This is a genomic window from Arthrobacter sp. NPDC056886 (assembly GCF_042788715.1).
Lineage (GTDB): Bacteria > Actinomycetota > Actinomycetes > Actinomycetales > Micrococcaceae > Arthrobacter.
Map to the genome: position 1 here is coordinate 282,816 of NZ_JBHUBT010000003.1, position 13,250 is coordinate 296,065.

At 69.3% G+C, this 13,250-nt stretch carries 14 protein-coding genes and 1 riboswitch; of the genes, 9 read left to right on the forward strand and 5 right to left on the reverse strand.

The genetic code is table 11. The features are described 5' to 3' along the window. Positions 1-26: 26 nt before the first annotated feature. On the forward strand, positions 27-701 hold the full coding sequence (locus ACFRJ8_RS07090; RefSeq protein WP_377985407.1) for a ferritin-like fold-containing protein: 675 nt from the start codon (positions 27-29) through the stop codon (positions 699-701). A gap of 44 nt (positions 702-745) precedes the next feature. Here the strand turns inward: ACFRJ8_RS07090 and thiE are convergent, their stop codons facing one another. Further along, on the reverse strand, positions 746-1,441 hold the full coding sequence (gene thiE, locus ACFRJ8_RS07095; protein ID WP_377985408.1) for a thiamine phosphate synthase: 696 nt from the start codon (positions 1,439-1,441) through the stop codon (positions 746-748). Positions 1,442-1,467: 26 nt separating this feature from the next. Further along, a riboswitch (TPP riboswitch) is annotated at positions 1,468-1,588 on the forward strand. On the opposite strand from thiE, the gene thiO reads away from it, so the two are divergent. From thiO to ACFRJ8_RS07115, 4 genes are all read left to right on the forward strand, one after another. Beyond that, on the forward strand, positions 1,583-2,938 hold the full coding sequence (thiO, locus tag ACFRJ8_RS07100) for a glycine oxidase ThiO (RefSeq protein WP_377985409.1): 1,356 nt from the start codon (positions 1,583-1,585) through the stop codon (positions 2,936-2,938). (Overlaps the previous riboswitch by 6 nt.) Continuing rightward, positions 2,935-3,171 carry a sulfur carrier protein ThiS gene (thiS, locus tag ACFRJ8_RS07105; RefSeq protein ID WP_377985410.1) on the forward strand — a complete coding sequence of 79 codons (237 nt, stop codon included), beginning with the start codon at positions 2,935-2,937 and terminating at the stop codon, positions 3,169-3,171. Before thiO ends, thiS begins: the two co-directional genes overlap by 4 nt. 5 nt (positions 3,172-3,176) lie before the next feature. After that, positions 3,177-4,001, forward strand: a complete 825-nt coding sequence (locus ACFRJ8_RS07110) for a thiazole synthase (protein WP_377985411.1) — start codon at positions 3,177-3,179, stop codon at positions 3,999-4,001. Positions 4,002-4,059: 58 nt separating this feature from the next. Next, positions 4,060-4,731, forward strand: coding sequence for a 4a-hydroxytetrahydrobiopterin dehydratase (locus tag ACFRJ8_RS07115; protein WP_377985412.1), 672 nt, complete (start codon positions 4,060-4,062; stop codon positions 4,729-4,731). A gap of 55 nt (positions 4,732-4,786) precedes the next feature. On the opposite strand, the gene ACFRJ8_RS07120 is transcribed toward ACFRJ8_RS07115, so the two are convergent. The 3 genes from ACFRJ8_RS07120 to ACFRJ8_RS07130 form a co-directional block, all read right to left on the reverse strand. Continuing rightward, positions 4,787-5,089, reverse strand: a complete 303-nt coding sequence (locus tag ACFRJ8_RS07120; protein ID WP_377985413.1) for a hypothetical protein — start codon at positions 5,087-5,089, stop codon at positions 4,787-4,789. Positions 5,090-5,155: 66 nt separating this feature from the next. Further along, a complete protein-coding gene (locus ACFRJ8_RS07125; protein WP_377985414.1) occupies positions 5,156-5,380 on the reverse strand; it encodes a DUF3107 domain-containing protein in 225 nt (74 codons plus the stop codon). 61 nt (positions 5,381-5,441) lie between these two features. Further along, positions 5,442-6,089, reverse strand: coding sequence for a TetR/AcrR family transcriptional regulator (locus ACFRJ8_RS07130; RefSeq protein WP_377985590.1), 648 nt, complete (start codon positions 6,087-6,089; stop codon positions 5,442-5,444). Between the two features lie 153 nt (positions 6,090-6,242). Between ACFRJ8_RS07130 and moeB the strand changes: the two genes are divergently transcribed. Further along, the gene (gene moeB, locus ACFRJ8_RS07135) at positions 6,243-7,466 is read left to right on the forward strand and encodes a molybdopterin-synthase adenylyltransferase MoeB (protein ID WP_377985415.1); all 1,224 of its coding nucleotides are present in this window, start codon (positions 6,243-6,245) and stop codon (positions 7,464-7,466) included. A 92-nt stretch (positions 7,467-7,558) separates the two neighbouring features. Then, positions 7,559-8,578, forward strand: a complete 1,020-nt coding sequence (locus tag ACFRJ8_RS07140) for an SDR family NAD(P)-dependent oxidoreductase (RefSeq protein ID WP_377985416.1) — start codon at positions 7,559-7,561, stop codon at positions 8,576-8,578. Positions 8,579-8,676: 98 nt separating this feature from the next. Here the strand turns inward: ACFRJ8_RS07140 and ACFRJ8_RS07145 are convergent, their stop codons facing one another. After that, on the reverse strand, positions 8,677-10,050 hold the full coding sequence (locus tag ACFRJ8_RS07145) for a glutamyl-tRNA reductase (RefSeq protein WP_377985417.1): 1,374 nt from the start codon (positions 10,048-10,050) through the stop codon (positions 8,677-8,679). Between the two features lie 170 nt (positions 10,051-10,220). Between ACFRJ8_RS07145 and hemE the strand changes: the two genes are divergently transcribed. Next, positions 10,221-11,381, forward strand: a complete 1,161-nt coding sequence (gene hemE, locus ACFRJ8_RS07150) for a uroporphyrinogen decarboxylase (protein ID WP_377985418.1) — start codon at positions 10,221-10,223, stop codon at positions 11,379-11,381. Between the two features lie 4 nt (positions 11,382-11,385). Further along, a complete protein-coding gene (hemG, locus tag ACFRJ8_RS07155; protein WP_377985419.1) occupies positions 11,386-12,885 on the forward strand; it encodes a protoporphyrinogen oxidase in 1,500 nt (499 codons plus the stop codon). Positions 12,886-13,250 lie beyond the last annotated feature (365 nt).

Here is a 13,250-nt window from a genome sequence, read left to right on the forward strand (position 1 = left end):
AGCCCGATTTCCGCTATTAGTCTTGGATGATGAGCGCAACTGCGGACGATCCTGCCCTCTACAACAGCTTGGTGGCGGATCTGCTGGGTGTCCTGGCGTATGGCGAGCTTTCCGCCTTCGAGCGGCTGTCCTCGAGTGCCCGGTATTCGCCCACGCTGCATGACCGTGCGGTGCTGGGCAGGATGGCAGTGGTCGAGTTCCAGCATTACGAACTGGTCCGCGCCCGGCTCGAGCACATGGGCCTGGACACCGAGGCCGCCATGCTGCCGTTCCAACCCTCGGTGGACCACTTCCACGAGCGGACGCGCCCGGCGGACTGGTATGAGGCGCTCATGAAGGCCTACGTGATCGACACCGTTTCCGCGGACTTTTACCGCGCCGTCGGCCGGTACGTCGACGCCGGGACCCGGGAGCTAATCGGTCAGGTCCGCTCCACCGGCGAGTCCACGGCCGTGCTCCAGGAGCGGCTCAAGGCGGCCCTGGCCGATGATCCCCGGCTGGCGTCGCGCCTGGCGCTGTGGGCCAGGCGCCTGCTGGGGGAGGTCCTGACCCACGCCCAGCGGGTCAGCCTTGAGCACGCGTTCCTCGCCGGGCTCTCGGGCCTGGACGACGCCGGCGCCCGGGAGCTGGTCAGCGGCCTGACGGCCGAACTCGCGGTGAACCACGGGCGCCGGATGGCAGGGCTGGGGCTCGCCGGCTAGGTTCAGTGCCGGCCGGGGTGCCGGCGGCCGCCGGGGGAACCTGCCTACGATGCAGCGGCGTCCAGCGCCGCCAGCAGCGCACCCGCGGCGTGGGCCGGATCGGCGGCGTCCGTGATCGCCCGGACCACCACGATCCGCCGGGCACCGGCCTCGACTACCTGCTCGACGTTGCTGAGGTCGATCCCGCCGATCGCGAACCACGGGATGACGCCGTCCACCTTGCCGGTTCCCTCAGCGTCCGCCTGGCCGATCGCCTGTGCGGCGTAGCGCACCAGATCAAGGCCGACGGCGGCTCGCCCCGGCTTGGTGGGCGTCGCCCACACGGGGCCCACACAGAAATAGTCGAGTCCCTTGCGGCTGGGCGAGGCAGCAATGGCGGCGTCCACCTGTTTCGGGCTGTGGGTGGACAGGCCGATCACGGCATCCTTGCCCAAGAAGCCACGGGCTGCGTCGAGCGAAATGTCCTTCTGGCCGATATGGAACACCGGTGCCCCGGATAAGGAAGCGATGTCCGCCCGGTCATTGACGGCCCACAGTCGTCCGTGGCGCTGGGCTGCGGCGTGCAGGACCTCCAGGAGTTCGAGTTCCTCGGCTGCCTCGAGTGATTTGTCGCGCAGCTGGATGATGTCCACCCCGCCGGCGAAGGCGGCGTCAACGAAGTCCTCGAAGTCGCCGCGGTCCCTGCGGGCGTCAGTGCACAAGTAGAGGCGGGCGGTGGTGTGGAGGCGGTCCTGGCTCATGGGTCCAGCCTAGTTCCTCTAAACTGGGCGCATACCGCGGGAGCCCGCAGCAGCCATGTCGCCGCTGCACGGCTGAGAGGGCGTCAGAGCCGACCGCTTGACCTGATCCGGCTAGTACCGGCGTAGGGAAGGAATTTTTTTATGGGCACACGAGCCGGCCGCGCAGCCGAAGCCGCAAATGACGCCGCCGCCGGGGTTTGTGACACCGGGCCCGGTTTCTCAGAGAGCATCACCACAGAGCCAATCATCCCAGAGGACATCACCGCAGACGTTGCCGTGATCGGCGGCGGGGTGATCGGGCATGGCATAGCGTTCGAGGCCAGCCGCGCGGGCCGGTCTGTGGTTTTGATCGACGATGCTCCCGGCAGCGGAGCCAGCTGGGCCGCCGCCGGCATGCTGGCCCCCGTCAGCGAACTGCACTACCAGGAGGAACAGCTGCTGGAACTGATGCTTGAGTCCTCCCGGCTGTGGCCCGGATTCGCTGCCAGCCTCGACACCGCTGCCGGCCTCGACGCCGGGACGGAGGCCGGTGCCGACGGCACGGAACCCCGGGCGGGGACCGGCTACCTGACGAACCCTACCCTCGCGGTCGGGGCCGACGCGGCGGACCGGCGCGCGCTCGCGGACCTGAGGGAAGTCCAGCAGGCCTGCGGCCTCACCGTGGAACCACTCACAGTGCGCGAGGCCCGCAGCCGGGAGCCCCTGCTCAGTCCCGGCATCTCGTGCGCCTTCGACATCCCGGCCGACCACCAGGTGGACCCCCGGCTGCTGCTCGCCCGGCTCGCCAGCGTCCTCGGCGCGGAGGGCGGGAGCTTCGTCCGGCGGCGCGCGGCGGGCCTGCTGTGGCAGGACGGACAGGTCGCCGGGGTGCGGCTGGCCGGCGGCGGCTCCGTGCGGGCTGCGGAGACGGTCGTCGCCAACGGCCTTGGCGCCGCCGGGCTCGAGGACCTGCCCGCCGGGCTGGCACTGCCGCTCCGGCCTGTCTACGGCGACATCCTCCGGCTTCGCGTGCCTCCGCGCCTGTTGCCGCTGCTGACGGCCACCGTGCGGGGCATGGTGCGCGGGGTCCCCGTGTACATCGTCCCCCGCCAGGACGGCACCGTGGTGATCGGAGCCACCCAGCGCGAGGACGGACCGTCGGATCCGCACGCGTTGTCTGCCGGCGGCGTCTACCAGCTGCTGCGGGACGCCCAGCAGCTGGTGCCCGCAGTCGCCGAGCTGGAGCTGCTCGAAGCCACGGCCCGGGCACGGCCCGGCACACCGGACAACGCCCCATTGCTGGGGCGGGTCGCGGGCCCGGACGGCGGGGACATCCCGGGACTCGTCATCGCCACAGGCTTCTTCCGGCACGGCGTCCTGCTGACCCCCGCGGCTGCGGCCGTGTGCCGGCAACTCATGGACGGGCCACCGGACCCGCGCTGGGCCGGATTCCGCCCCGACCGTTTCTCCCGCATCCCGGATACGTCCGGGGACAGCCCCAAGAAGGAAGCAGCATGAACATCAGACTGAACGGAACGGAGCAGAGCGTCGCCGACGGCGCCTCCGTCAGCACACTCGTCAGCCAGCTCACGGGCCGCAGCATCGGCCCCGACGGCCGGGCCGCCGACGGGGGCAAGCTCGGTGTCGCCGTGGCCCGCAACGCTGAAGTGGTGCCGCGCAGCCAGTGGCACGCCACGGCGCTCGCCGACGGCGACGACGTCGAACTTGTCACGGCAGTCCAGGGAGGATGACCAGCATGAACGAGACCACATTGGCAGGAACACCGGCCGTACCGGCGACCGGGTCGGTGGCCGACCCGTTCGTGGTCGACGGCGTGAGCCTCGGCTCCCGCCTCATCATGGGCACCGGCGGTGCGCCGAGCCTGGACGGGCTGGGGGCGGCGCTCGTGGCCTCCGGGACCGAGCTGACCACGGTGGCAATGCGCCGCTATTCGCCAGCGGAGACGGGCTCGCTGTTTCAGCTGCTCGAGGACCACCGGATCCGCGTGCTGCCCAACACGGCAGGCTGCTTCACCGCCAGGGACGCCGTCCTCACCGCCGAGCTGGCCCGCGAAGCCCTGGAAACGGACTGGGTCAAGCTCGAAGTCATTGCCGACGAGCACACCCTGCTGCCGGACGCCGTCGAACTGGTGGACGCCACCGAACAGCTCGTGGCGCGCGGTTTTAAGGTCTTCGCCTACACCAACGACGATCCCGTGCTTGCCCTCCGGCTCGAAAACCTCGGCGCGACGGCCGTGATGCCGCTGGGCGCCCCGATCGGCACGGGCCTGGGCATCCTGAACCCGCACAACATCGAGCTGATCGTCTCGCGGGCGTCCGTGCCCGTGGTGTTGGATGCCGGGATCGGCACGGCCTCGGACGCGGCCCTGGCGATGGAACTCGGCTGCGACGCGGTGCTGCTGGCTACGGCCGTGACCCGGGCGCAGAATCCCGTGCTCATGGGCGAGGCCTTCAAGCATGCCGTCATCGCCGGTAGGCTGGCAAAAAAGGCTGGCAGGATCCCGCGCCGCGAGCACGCGCTGGCGTCCTCGGCGATGGAAGGCCGGGCCGAGTTCCTCTGAGTCCGGCCGCTCCCGGTACGCCGCCGGTCTTGTCGGTCAACCAGTGAAGGAGACTGTCATGGCAGCCACGGATGACATCCTCACCCGCCCCCAAATCGACGAAGCGCTGGCGGGCCTGCCGGACTGGAGGTACCGCCTCGGCGGGCTGGTGACCGTGTACAAGGCGCCGACGGCGGCCGCCGCACTCGAGCTGATCGCCGCCGTCGGGCGCCTCGCCGAAGAGCAGAACCACCATCCGGACCTGGACTGGCGCTACAACCGGGTCTTTCTTCGCTACAGTTCCCACGACGCCGGCACCGAGGTGACGCCGCGGGACGTCCAGGCTGCGGCGGCGGCCAGCGTGGCGGCCGCCGCAGTCGGTGCCGCCGCGGAGCCGGGCCTGCACCGGACGGTGGATATAGCCATCGATTCGGAGGACCCCGCCGGGGTTTCGGAGGTCTGGCGGGTGGCCCTCGCTTACCGTAAGGGCCGTTTCGGAGTCCTCATGGACCCGCACGGCCGCGGCCCCTCGCTCCGGTTCCGGGAAACGTCCACCCCAAGCGCCAGCCGCATCCATGTGGACATCCACCGGAGCAAGGCCGAATCCGGGCCCGTCCTGGAAAAGACCGCGGCGACCGGCGCCTTAATGAACCGTGACCACGCACCCGATTGGGTGGTGGTCACGGATGCGCAAGGAAACCGGCTGTGCCTGTGTACCGAGGAAGGCCACGGACCGGACGTGCCGGCGTAGGGCGCTGCCCTGCCGGCGCCCCGCATGCCGGTGCCCCGGAGGGGGGCCGGGGCCGCTAGAGCTTCAGGATGGTGGTGAGCCGCGCGGTGTCCTGCCGGGTCCGTGTCTTGCCGAGGTACACCACGGCCGCGATCGAGGCCGCAGTGCCCAGGACCATCGGCAGGATCCACGGGATCCAGGTCAGGCCCGGCTGGTAGCCAAGCCCGGCCGCAATGAAGCTGATCCAGCTCAGCATGCCGACAGACGCAGCGACTCCCGCCGGGACGCTGACACCGTATTTCGTGTGCCGCTTGTCGTTGGCCCACACCACAAAGCCCGCAGCAACGGTCACGATGGCAACCACAATCAGGGAAAGCATTCAGGACACCTCACGCTGTTGAAGAAAACGGCAGTGGAGAAAAACGACAGTGAAAAAACGGCAGGTCTAGAGGGCGCCGAAGCCGACCCGGCGGGCCTCTTCCGCTCCGATTTCCACGTAGCCCAGGACATTGGCGGGGACGATCACCAGGCGGCCCTTGTCGTCCTTCAGCCGCAGTTCGCCGCCCTTGGCGATCGCGTCGCCGACTACCTTGGCGACGGCGTCGGCGTCCTGTGTCGATTCAAGGACAAGTTCGCGACCAATGTTCTGAATACCAATCTTTACTTCCACAGCAAGGCCTCCCAGCCAATCAACGTCCAAAAAATGTCTAAGGTCAATCTCTATTTGTAGTCTAGGTCTCCTTGGGGAAGCGGGAGATTCCGCGCCAAGCTAAACGGTAGATGAGGTCGCTGGCTACATCGAGATCCAGGTTCCCGTCCGTTTCCAGCCAGTACCGGGCGCTCACCTGGGCCATTCCGGCGAGCCCGCGGCCCAGCAGCTGGGCTTCCAGCTCGGGCAGCTTGGTGTCCTCGGCGATGACGCGGGCGACGGCGTCGGCAAAGGTTTTATTGAAGGTTTCCAGCCGTGCACTGACGTCGGGATCGTTGATCAGGTCCGATTCGAAGACGAGCCGGTGCGCCTGGTCGTCGTGGGCGATGAAGCGGAAGTAGGCGCGCATGACCGCCTGGACGCGTTCGTCATTGTCCTTGGTGGAATTCAGGGCGCCAAGCAGCAGATCGATCAGGGTGCTGAGGTGGCTGTCCAGCAATGCCAGGTACAGGTCCCGTTTGGAAGGGAAGTGCTGGTACAGCACCGGCTTGCTGACGTGGGCGGTCTCGGCGATCTCATCCATGGCGGCACCGTGGTAGCCGTTCGCCACGAAAACTTCCTGCGCGGCCGCGAGCAGCTGCGCCCGGCGTTCGTCACGGGGCAGGCGGGCCGAGCGGTGACCGCTCCGCGTCTGTCCGGCCGGCGGCTTGCCGGTCTCGTCCCGCTCCACCGGTGCCTGATGAACCACGTCGGCCTTCTTTCCCTTTTCACCCCATTGCGCGCAATGGCACTCAACTGCACTTGTACTGAACTACCTTGCACTCAATTACACCTTACGCGCGGGTAATATGACCTGGCGGTATCTTCGGGCATAGATTGAAGTATGGCTTCCAAGTTCACCGCCGCCGGCGCCCCCGCAACCCCCCAGACGCAGCTGGATCCGCGGCCCGGGCCGCTGGTTGAGCCGGCAGGGGACCTCAGCCCCGACGAGGTGGAACGCTACTCGCGCCACCTGATCATTCCGGAAATCGGTGCGATCGGCCAGCGGCGCCTGAAGAACGCGAAAGTTCTCGTGATCGGGGCCGGCGGCCTCGGCTCCCCGGCCCTGCTCTATCTCGCCGCTGCCGGGGTCGGCACCCTCGGCATCGTTGACGACGACGACGTCGATCTCAGCAACCTCCAGCGTCAGATCATCCATGGCGTCGCGGACGTGGGCCGGCCCAAAATCGAGTCCGCCCGCGACGCGATTGCGGCCCTGAACCCGCTCGTGGACGTCCGGCTCCACAACGTCCGGCTCGACGCTACCAACGCGCTGGAACTCTTTGCCGGCTACGACCTCATCCTCGACGGCGCGGACAACTTTGCCACCCGCTACCTCGTCAACGACGCCGCCGCCATCCTCGGGAAGCCCTACGTGTGGGGATCGATCTTCCGCTTCGACGGCCAGGTCAGTGTCTTTTGGGAGCAGTTCGGGCCCACCTACCGGGACCTCTACCCGGAGGCGCCGCCGGCCGGATCCGTGCCGTCCTGCGGCGAAGGCGGTGTGTTCGGCATGCTGTGCGCCGCCGTCGGAGCGTTGATGGTGACCGAGGCCGTCAAGCTAATCACCGGCGTCGGCCGGTCCCTGCTGGGCCGGCTGGCCCTCTACGACGCGCTCGGCGGCACCTGGCGCGAGATCAAGGTGGCCCGGGACCCCGAGGCGGTCCGCATCACGGAGCTTACCGATTACGAGGCATTCTGCGGGATAACCCCGACGGCGGATGCCGGCACCGAGCACACTGTGACGGCCACCCAGCTCGCGACCATGCTGGCCTCACGCAAGGCCGGCCTCAAGGACTTCCATCTCATCGACGTGCGGGAGCAGGGGGAGTACGAGATCGTCCGCATTGACGGGTCGGAGCTGATCCCGCAGGGCCGCATCCTTGCGGGGGAGGCGTGGCAGGAACTGCCCCAGGACGCCGAAATCGTCTTCCACTGCAAGGCCGGAACACGTTCCGCCGCCGTCCTGTCCGCCGCGCGGGCCGCCGGGTACGAGCGCGTCAGCCACCTCGAGGGCGGCATTCTCGCCTGGGTCCGGGACGTGGAACCCGGGAAGCCGGTGTACTGAGGCCCAACCGGCCAAGCGGACATCAAACCGGACACGTCGCGGCCGCCGAGAAACACCCCGCCAAGCGGTGCCCTCCTACGAAAGGCCTGGAGATGAGCGAGGAAAATATCGTGACGCCCCAGCGGAAGATTGGCTCCGGCTTTGGCCGGGACTCGACGGCAGCCGAGGTCATCGCCGGCATCGACCTGACCGGGAAGACCGCGATCGTCACGGGAGGCTACTCGGGACTGGGCCTGGAGACCGTGCGGGCACTGGCCTCCGCCGGTGCCGCCGTCGTGGTGCCCGCCCGCCGGCCCGAGCACGCCAGGGACGTCCTTGCGGCGGCCGGGCTGATGCCGGCTACCAAACGCGGCGATGTCAGCGTTGCCGAACTGGATCTGGCGGACCAGGCCAGCGTGAAGGAGTTCGCCGCCGGCTTCCTGGCCGGCGCGGCGCCCGGCACAAGCCGCAGCCTGGACATCCTGATCAACAATGCCGCCATCATGGCCAGTCCGGAGCGCAGGGTGGGTCCGGGCTGGGAATCGCAGTTCGCCACGAACCACCTGGGCCATTTTGCCCTCACCAACCTGCTGCGGCCCGCGCTTGCAGCGGCGCACGGAAGCCGGGTGGTCTCGCTGTCCTCCACCGGCCACAAGCTCTCGGGGATCCGTTTCGATGACATCAATTTCGACTCCGGCTACGACAAATGGCGCGCCTACGGCCAGGCCAAGACGGCCAACGCGCTCTTCGCCGTCCAGCTCGATGCCCTGGGCCGGGACTTTGGCGTACGCGCCTTCGCCGTGCACCCGGGCGGGATCATGACGGAACTGCAGCGGCACCTGCCGCGGGAGGAGATGATCGCCGCGGGCTGGATGGACTCGTACGGCAAGCTCGACCCGCGCTTCAAGACACCGGCGCAGGGCGCCGCCACCTCGGTCTGGGCCGCGACGGCGCCGGCGCTTGAGGGAATGGGCGGCGTCTACTGCGAGGACTGCGACATCGCCGAAGCCACGGTGCCGGGATCGTCCGAAGCGAGGATCCGGGGCGTGGATGCCCATGCGGTGGACCGGGAGGCTGCCGCGCGGCTGTGGCAGATGTCGGCCGAAATGACCGGGATCAACGCTTTCCGCTGATAAGTACCGGCAGGCACCGATAAGCACAGGGCCGATAAACACAAGTAGGCCGCGGACGGCACTGACTGCGCGGGGCGCCTAGCGGAGAACCTGGGCAGTTACGCGGTTTCGCGGATGTCGCCCGCATCGGAGATGTGCTCGCCAGGGCCGGGGACGGCGGCGGTGTGCTCGACGGGGCATACGGCCGCTGGGCCACCCGAGGCCGGTGCGCCGGCGGAGGGCTCCACCGTGATGCCGTACAGCGCCTCAAGACCGGCAATGTAGGTCTCCTGCTGTCCGTTGGAGGCCAGTTCGCGCGCCCGCACGGTGGGAATATGCAGCAGTTGCTTCACCATGCGGCGCAAGGCGAATTCGACTTCCTCGGCGGCGGCGGTACAGCCGTGCCGGGCCCGGACCTTTTCCATCTCCGCGTCCAGGACGTTCATTGTGTGGCGGCGCAAAGCGACAATCGCCGAGTCCACGGACCGTGCCTCGCGCTCCTGCTCAAAGGCGCTGGCCGCCCCGGACACGATGCTGCTGGCCTGCTCCAGCGACTCGGCCTGTTCCTGCGGCGCGGCCAGCCGGACGGATTCGAGCGTGAGCAGTTCGACGCCGTCGAGATCGCCCACCGCGGGGTCGAAGTCATGGGTCAGGGCGAGGTCAATCGCGATGAGCGGCTGGGGCGAGTTCGCCCGGATCCGGGCGAGATCGTCCGCCTCGACCCGGCTGTCAGAACCGCTGCAGCCGATCATGACGTCGGCCGCGGCAACTGCGGCCGGAAGGGTGTCCTCGTCCAGGGCCGTGCCGCCCCGGGTGGCGACGAAGCCGGCGGCGCGGCCGGAGGAGGAATAGACGCAGACGTCGGTGCAGCCGCGTTCGCGCAGCAGCGACATGGTGGCTCCGGCGTAGGCGCCGGTCCCGAAGACGACGGCTTTCTTGGCGGACCAGTCCGGGTTTTCCGACAGGTCCGTCGCGAGATCCAGCGCCACGGAAACGATGGACAGGCCGCGCGAACCCAGCGCCGTCTGGGCGCCGACGTCCTTGGCGGTCTTGGACGCGGCCTGGAACAGCCGGACCAGGCCGGAGCTGGCGGTGCCCTCGTGCTGGGCGGTGATCAGGGCGCGGCGGACCTGGCCGGCAATCTCGCGTTCGCCGACCACGGCGGAGTCCAGTCCGGAGCTGACTGCGAAGAGATGCTGGCTGACCTCGGCGCCGGTGCGGGTGCTGAAGGCGCGGGAGACGAGTTGATCGTTGAGTCCGCTGGCTCCGCTGATCTGGGTGATGAGGGCTGCCCGGGCCGCGTCGACAGCGTCGGGGTGCGGGGCTTCCCCATAGATTTCAAGGCGGTTGCAGGTGGCAAGGACAACGGCACCCGCCACGGCCGGCGATCCGGCGAGGGCGGATGTGGCGAGCCCGGAAGCGCCGGTGCTCAACTGAGCAACGGTTTCGAGGTCGATGTCGGCGTGTGTAGCCACCAATGAAAAAAGAACCACAGCATCACCATCATAGCTTTTTCGCGCCCGTGTAGAACAACTGTTCCGGCGTGGGTTCAGGCACGCCGGCCTGTGATTCCCGCCACCGTGCGGCGCTCGTGGCCAGTGTGAGAGGCGGCGTGACAGGCTGTCGTTATCTTTTGGGCACAAATTTGGGCACAATCGAAGGCATGACTCCAAGCGCTGCGGCACGTGCCGGCACCCCCACATTCAGTATGTCCGAGGGCAATGCTGCCAACGATGGCGGCGTCATGGATGGCACCGCCGGCGGCCTCGATGCCGGGCACCCACTGATGGACGGCCGCACCGCAGGCTCGCCGCTGATCACGGCCTACCGTGGCGGCAAGCCCTCCCGCCGTCCGGTCTGGTTCATGCGCCAGGCCGGCCGCTCGCTGCCCGAGTACCTCAAAATCCGTGAGGGCGTCGCGATGCTGGACTCGTGCCTGCGCCCCGAACTGGCTTCCGAGATCACCCTGCAGCCGGTCCGCCGCCACGACGTCGATGCCGCCATCTTCTTCTCAGACATTGTTATCCCGCTCAAGCTGGCCGGCGTCGGTGTGGACATTGTCCCCGGCGTCGGACCCGTCCTGGACAAGCCGGTCCGCACGGCTGCAGACGTCGCCGCCCTGCCGCAGCTGACCTGGGAGGCCCTGGAGCCCATCCGCGAAGCCGTCCGGCTCACGGTGGCCGAGCTCGGCAGCACACCGCTGATCGGCTTCGCCGGCGCGCCCTTTACCCTCGCCGCCTACATGGTGGAAGGCAAGCCTTCCCGCGACCACCTGGGCCCGCGCACCATGATGCACGCCGACCCCGAAACCTGGACTGCGCTGGCCAACTGGGCCGCGGACGCCTCCGGAATGTTCCTCCGCGCCCAACTGGAGGCCGGCGCCTCCGCCGGCCAGCTCTTCGACTCCTGGGCCGGTTCGCTGGGACTGGCCGACTACCAGCGCTTTGTTGCGCCGGCGTCGTCCCGTGCCCTGGACCATGTCCGGCACCTCGGCGCACCGCTGATCCACTTCGGCACCGGCACCTCGGAACTGCTCGTCGCGATGCGCGACGTCGGGGTCGACGTCGTGGGGGTCGACTACCGGCTGCCGCTGGACGAGGCCAACCGCCGCCTTGGCGGCACTGTTCCTCTGCAGGGCAACATCGACCCGGCCCTGCTCTCGGCACCGTGGGAGGTCCTTGAAGCGCATGTACGCGACGTGCTCGCGGCCGGCTCCGCGGCTCCCGGGCACGTGGTGAACCTCGGCCACGGAGTGCCGCCGGAGACGGATCCTGAGGTGCTCACGCGCGTGGTCGAACTCATCCACTCCATCGCCCCGGAGTAAGAGCGTGGATGCGGGCCCCGCCGGGACTGCCTTGGAAGGCACCGCCGTCGTGATTGGGGGCGGGATCTCCGGCCTGCTTGCGGCCCGGGAGTTCGCCCGGGCCAGCATCCGCACCACCGTCCTGGAAGCAAGCGAGGCCTGGGGCGGCTGCGTCGGCAGCCATGCCGTAGCCGGACTGACCCTGGACAGCGGGGCGGAGTCGTTCGCCACCCGCACTTCCGCCGTAGCCGATCTCGCCGGGGAACTCGGGCTGGAGGGCGAGATCGTCGCTCCGAACCCCGGCGGCGCCTGGGTCCAGCTGCCCGACGGCCCGCGGGAACTGCCCAAGACCGGGGTGCTGGGCATCCCGGCCAGCCCGTGGGACCCGGAAGTCCGCCGGTCGCTGGGCCTGCTGGGATCCCTCCGCGCCTCCCTCGACGCCATACTGCCGGCCTCGCTGGGCACCGGCGCCGAGGCCACGAGCGTGTCAGCCCTGGTCCGCCGGCGGATGGGCGGCCGGGTCCTGGACCGGCTCGTGGCGCCGGTTGTCGGCGGCGTCCACTCGGCCGATCCCGCAGTCCTCGACGTCGACATGGTGGCCCCCGGGCTGCGGGCCGGCATCCGCCAGCACGGTTCCCTCGCGGCCGCAGTCGCGGCCCAGCGCAGGGGAGCGGCGGCTGCCGCCGCCGGAGCGGCGGGGCCCGCGAAGGCCCAGCCCGCTGGCCTCCAAAAGGCCGGGTCCGCCGTCGCCGGGTTGCGCGGTGGCATGCACACGCTCGTCGCCGCCCTGCTCGCCGATCTGCGCCAGTGCGGCGTCACCCTGCTCAGCGGCACCCCGGCCCGGTCCGTGCAGCGCACAGCCGACGGCTGGCGGGTGGCCACTGACAAGGCCACGTTTGACGCCGGACTCCTGGTAGTTGCGGTGGAAGGTCCGGCCGCCATCGGGCTGCTTGAGGAAACCCTGCCGGAACTTGCCGGCCTCCGCCCCGACGCCGGACCCGATGTCAGCTTGGTCACTCTTGTGGTGGAACTGCCGGCCCTTGACCCGGCGCCGCGCGGCACCGGCGTGCTTGTGGCGCCGCAGAGCCCGGGCGTGCAGGCCAAGGCGCTGACCCACGCCACCGCCAAATGGGCCTGGCTGGCGGAGCGGACAGGCCCGGGAAGGCATGTGCTCCGGCTCTCCTACGGACGCGCTGCTGCCCCAGGGCCGGCGCCGGAATCCGGGGTCGGGGGAGGGGCCGCCGTGCCGCGCTCTGACGATGAACTGTTCCGGTCAGCGCTGGCTGACGCTTCTGCCCTGCTGGGCGTTCCGGTGGGCGACGGGGACGTGGCGGGCTGGGACGTGGTCCGCTGGGCCGGTGCGCTGCCCTTTGCGTCGCTGGGCCACAGGCAGCGCGTCGCGGCCGTCCGGAGCATCTGCGCAACGGACGGCACGCTTGCCGTGGTTGGCGGCTGGCTGTCCGGCAACGGCCTGGCCGCGATCGTGGCCGACACCCCGCGGCAGGTCCAAACCCTGTTGAACTGAAGGCGGCCGCCCTGAACGCGGACGCCCTCGACGCTGCTGCCCCACCCCGGCCGCCCTGGACGCGGCTGCCCTGGACGCGGCTGCCCCGACTGCCGCTGCCTCAGAAATCGGCTGCCCTAGAGACGGTCCCTGGAGTCCCAAAGACACCCTGAGCCACAGGAATAACAGCGGCTCCCGGGGCACCCTGAACCCCTCCGGTCCCGTGGGGTTCACTGCCGGATTTCCGCGGTTTTTGCAAGTTTTTCCTGCCAGTCGATTCCGGCTAGGGTCGATGACCATGGTTATTTTCAGGTCCAAGGTGTCCACAACGAAAAACGGGCGCCATCGGGGCCTTCGATGCGGCGCGGCGGCCGTCGCGCTAGGGA

Coding starts and splice junctions, on each gene's coding strand:
- ACFRJ8_RS07090 (WP_377985407.1), top strand. CDS start 27: ATGATGAGCGCAACTGCGGACGATCCTGCCCTCTACAACAGCTTGGTG.
- thiE (WP_377985408.1), bottom strand. CDS start 1,441: ATGAGCCAGGACCGCCTCCACACCACCGCCCGCCTCTACTTGTGCACT.
- thiO (WP_377985409.1), top strand. CDS start 1,583: ATGGGCACACGAGCCGGCCGCGCAGCCGAAGCCGCAAATGACGCCGCC.
- thiS (WP_377985410.1), top strand. CDS start 2,935: ATGAACATCAGACTGAACGGAACGGAGCAGAGCGTCGCCGACGGCGCC.
- ACFRJ8_RS07110 (WP_377985411.1), top strand. CDS start 3,177: ATGAACGAGACCACATTGGCAGGAACACCGGCCGTACCGGCGACCGGG.
- ACFRJ8_RS07115 (WP_377985412.1), top strand. CDS start 4,060: ATGGCAGCCACGGATGACATCCTCACCCGCCCCCAAATCGACGAAGCG.
- ACFRJ8_RS07120 (WP_377985413.1), bottom strand. CDS start 5,089: ATGCTTTCCCTGATTGTGGTTGCCATCGTGACCGTTGCTGCGGGCTTT.
- moeB (WP_377985415.1), top strand. CDS start 6,243: ATGGCTTCCAAGTTCACCGCCGCCGGCGCCCCCGCAACCCCCCAGACG.
- ACFRJ8_RS07140 (WP_377985416.1), top strand. CDS start 7,559: ATGAGCGAGGAAAATATCGTGACGCCCCAGCGGAAGATTGGCTCCGGC.
- hemE (WP_377985418.1), top strand. CDS start 10,221: ATGACTCCAAGCGCTGCGGCACGTGCCGGCACCCCCACATTCAGTATG.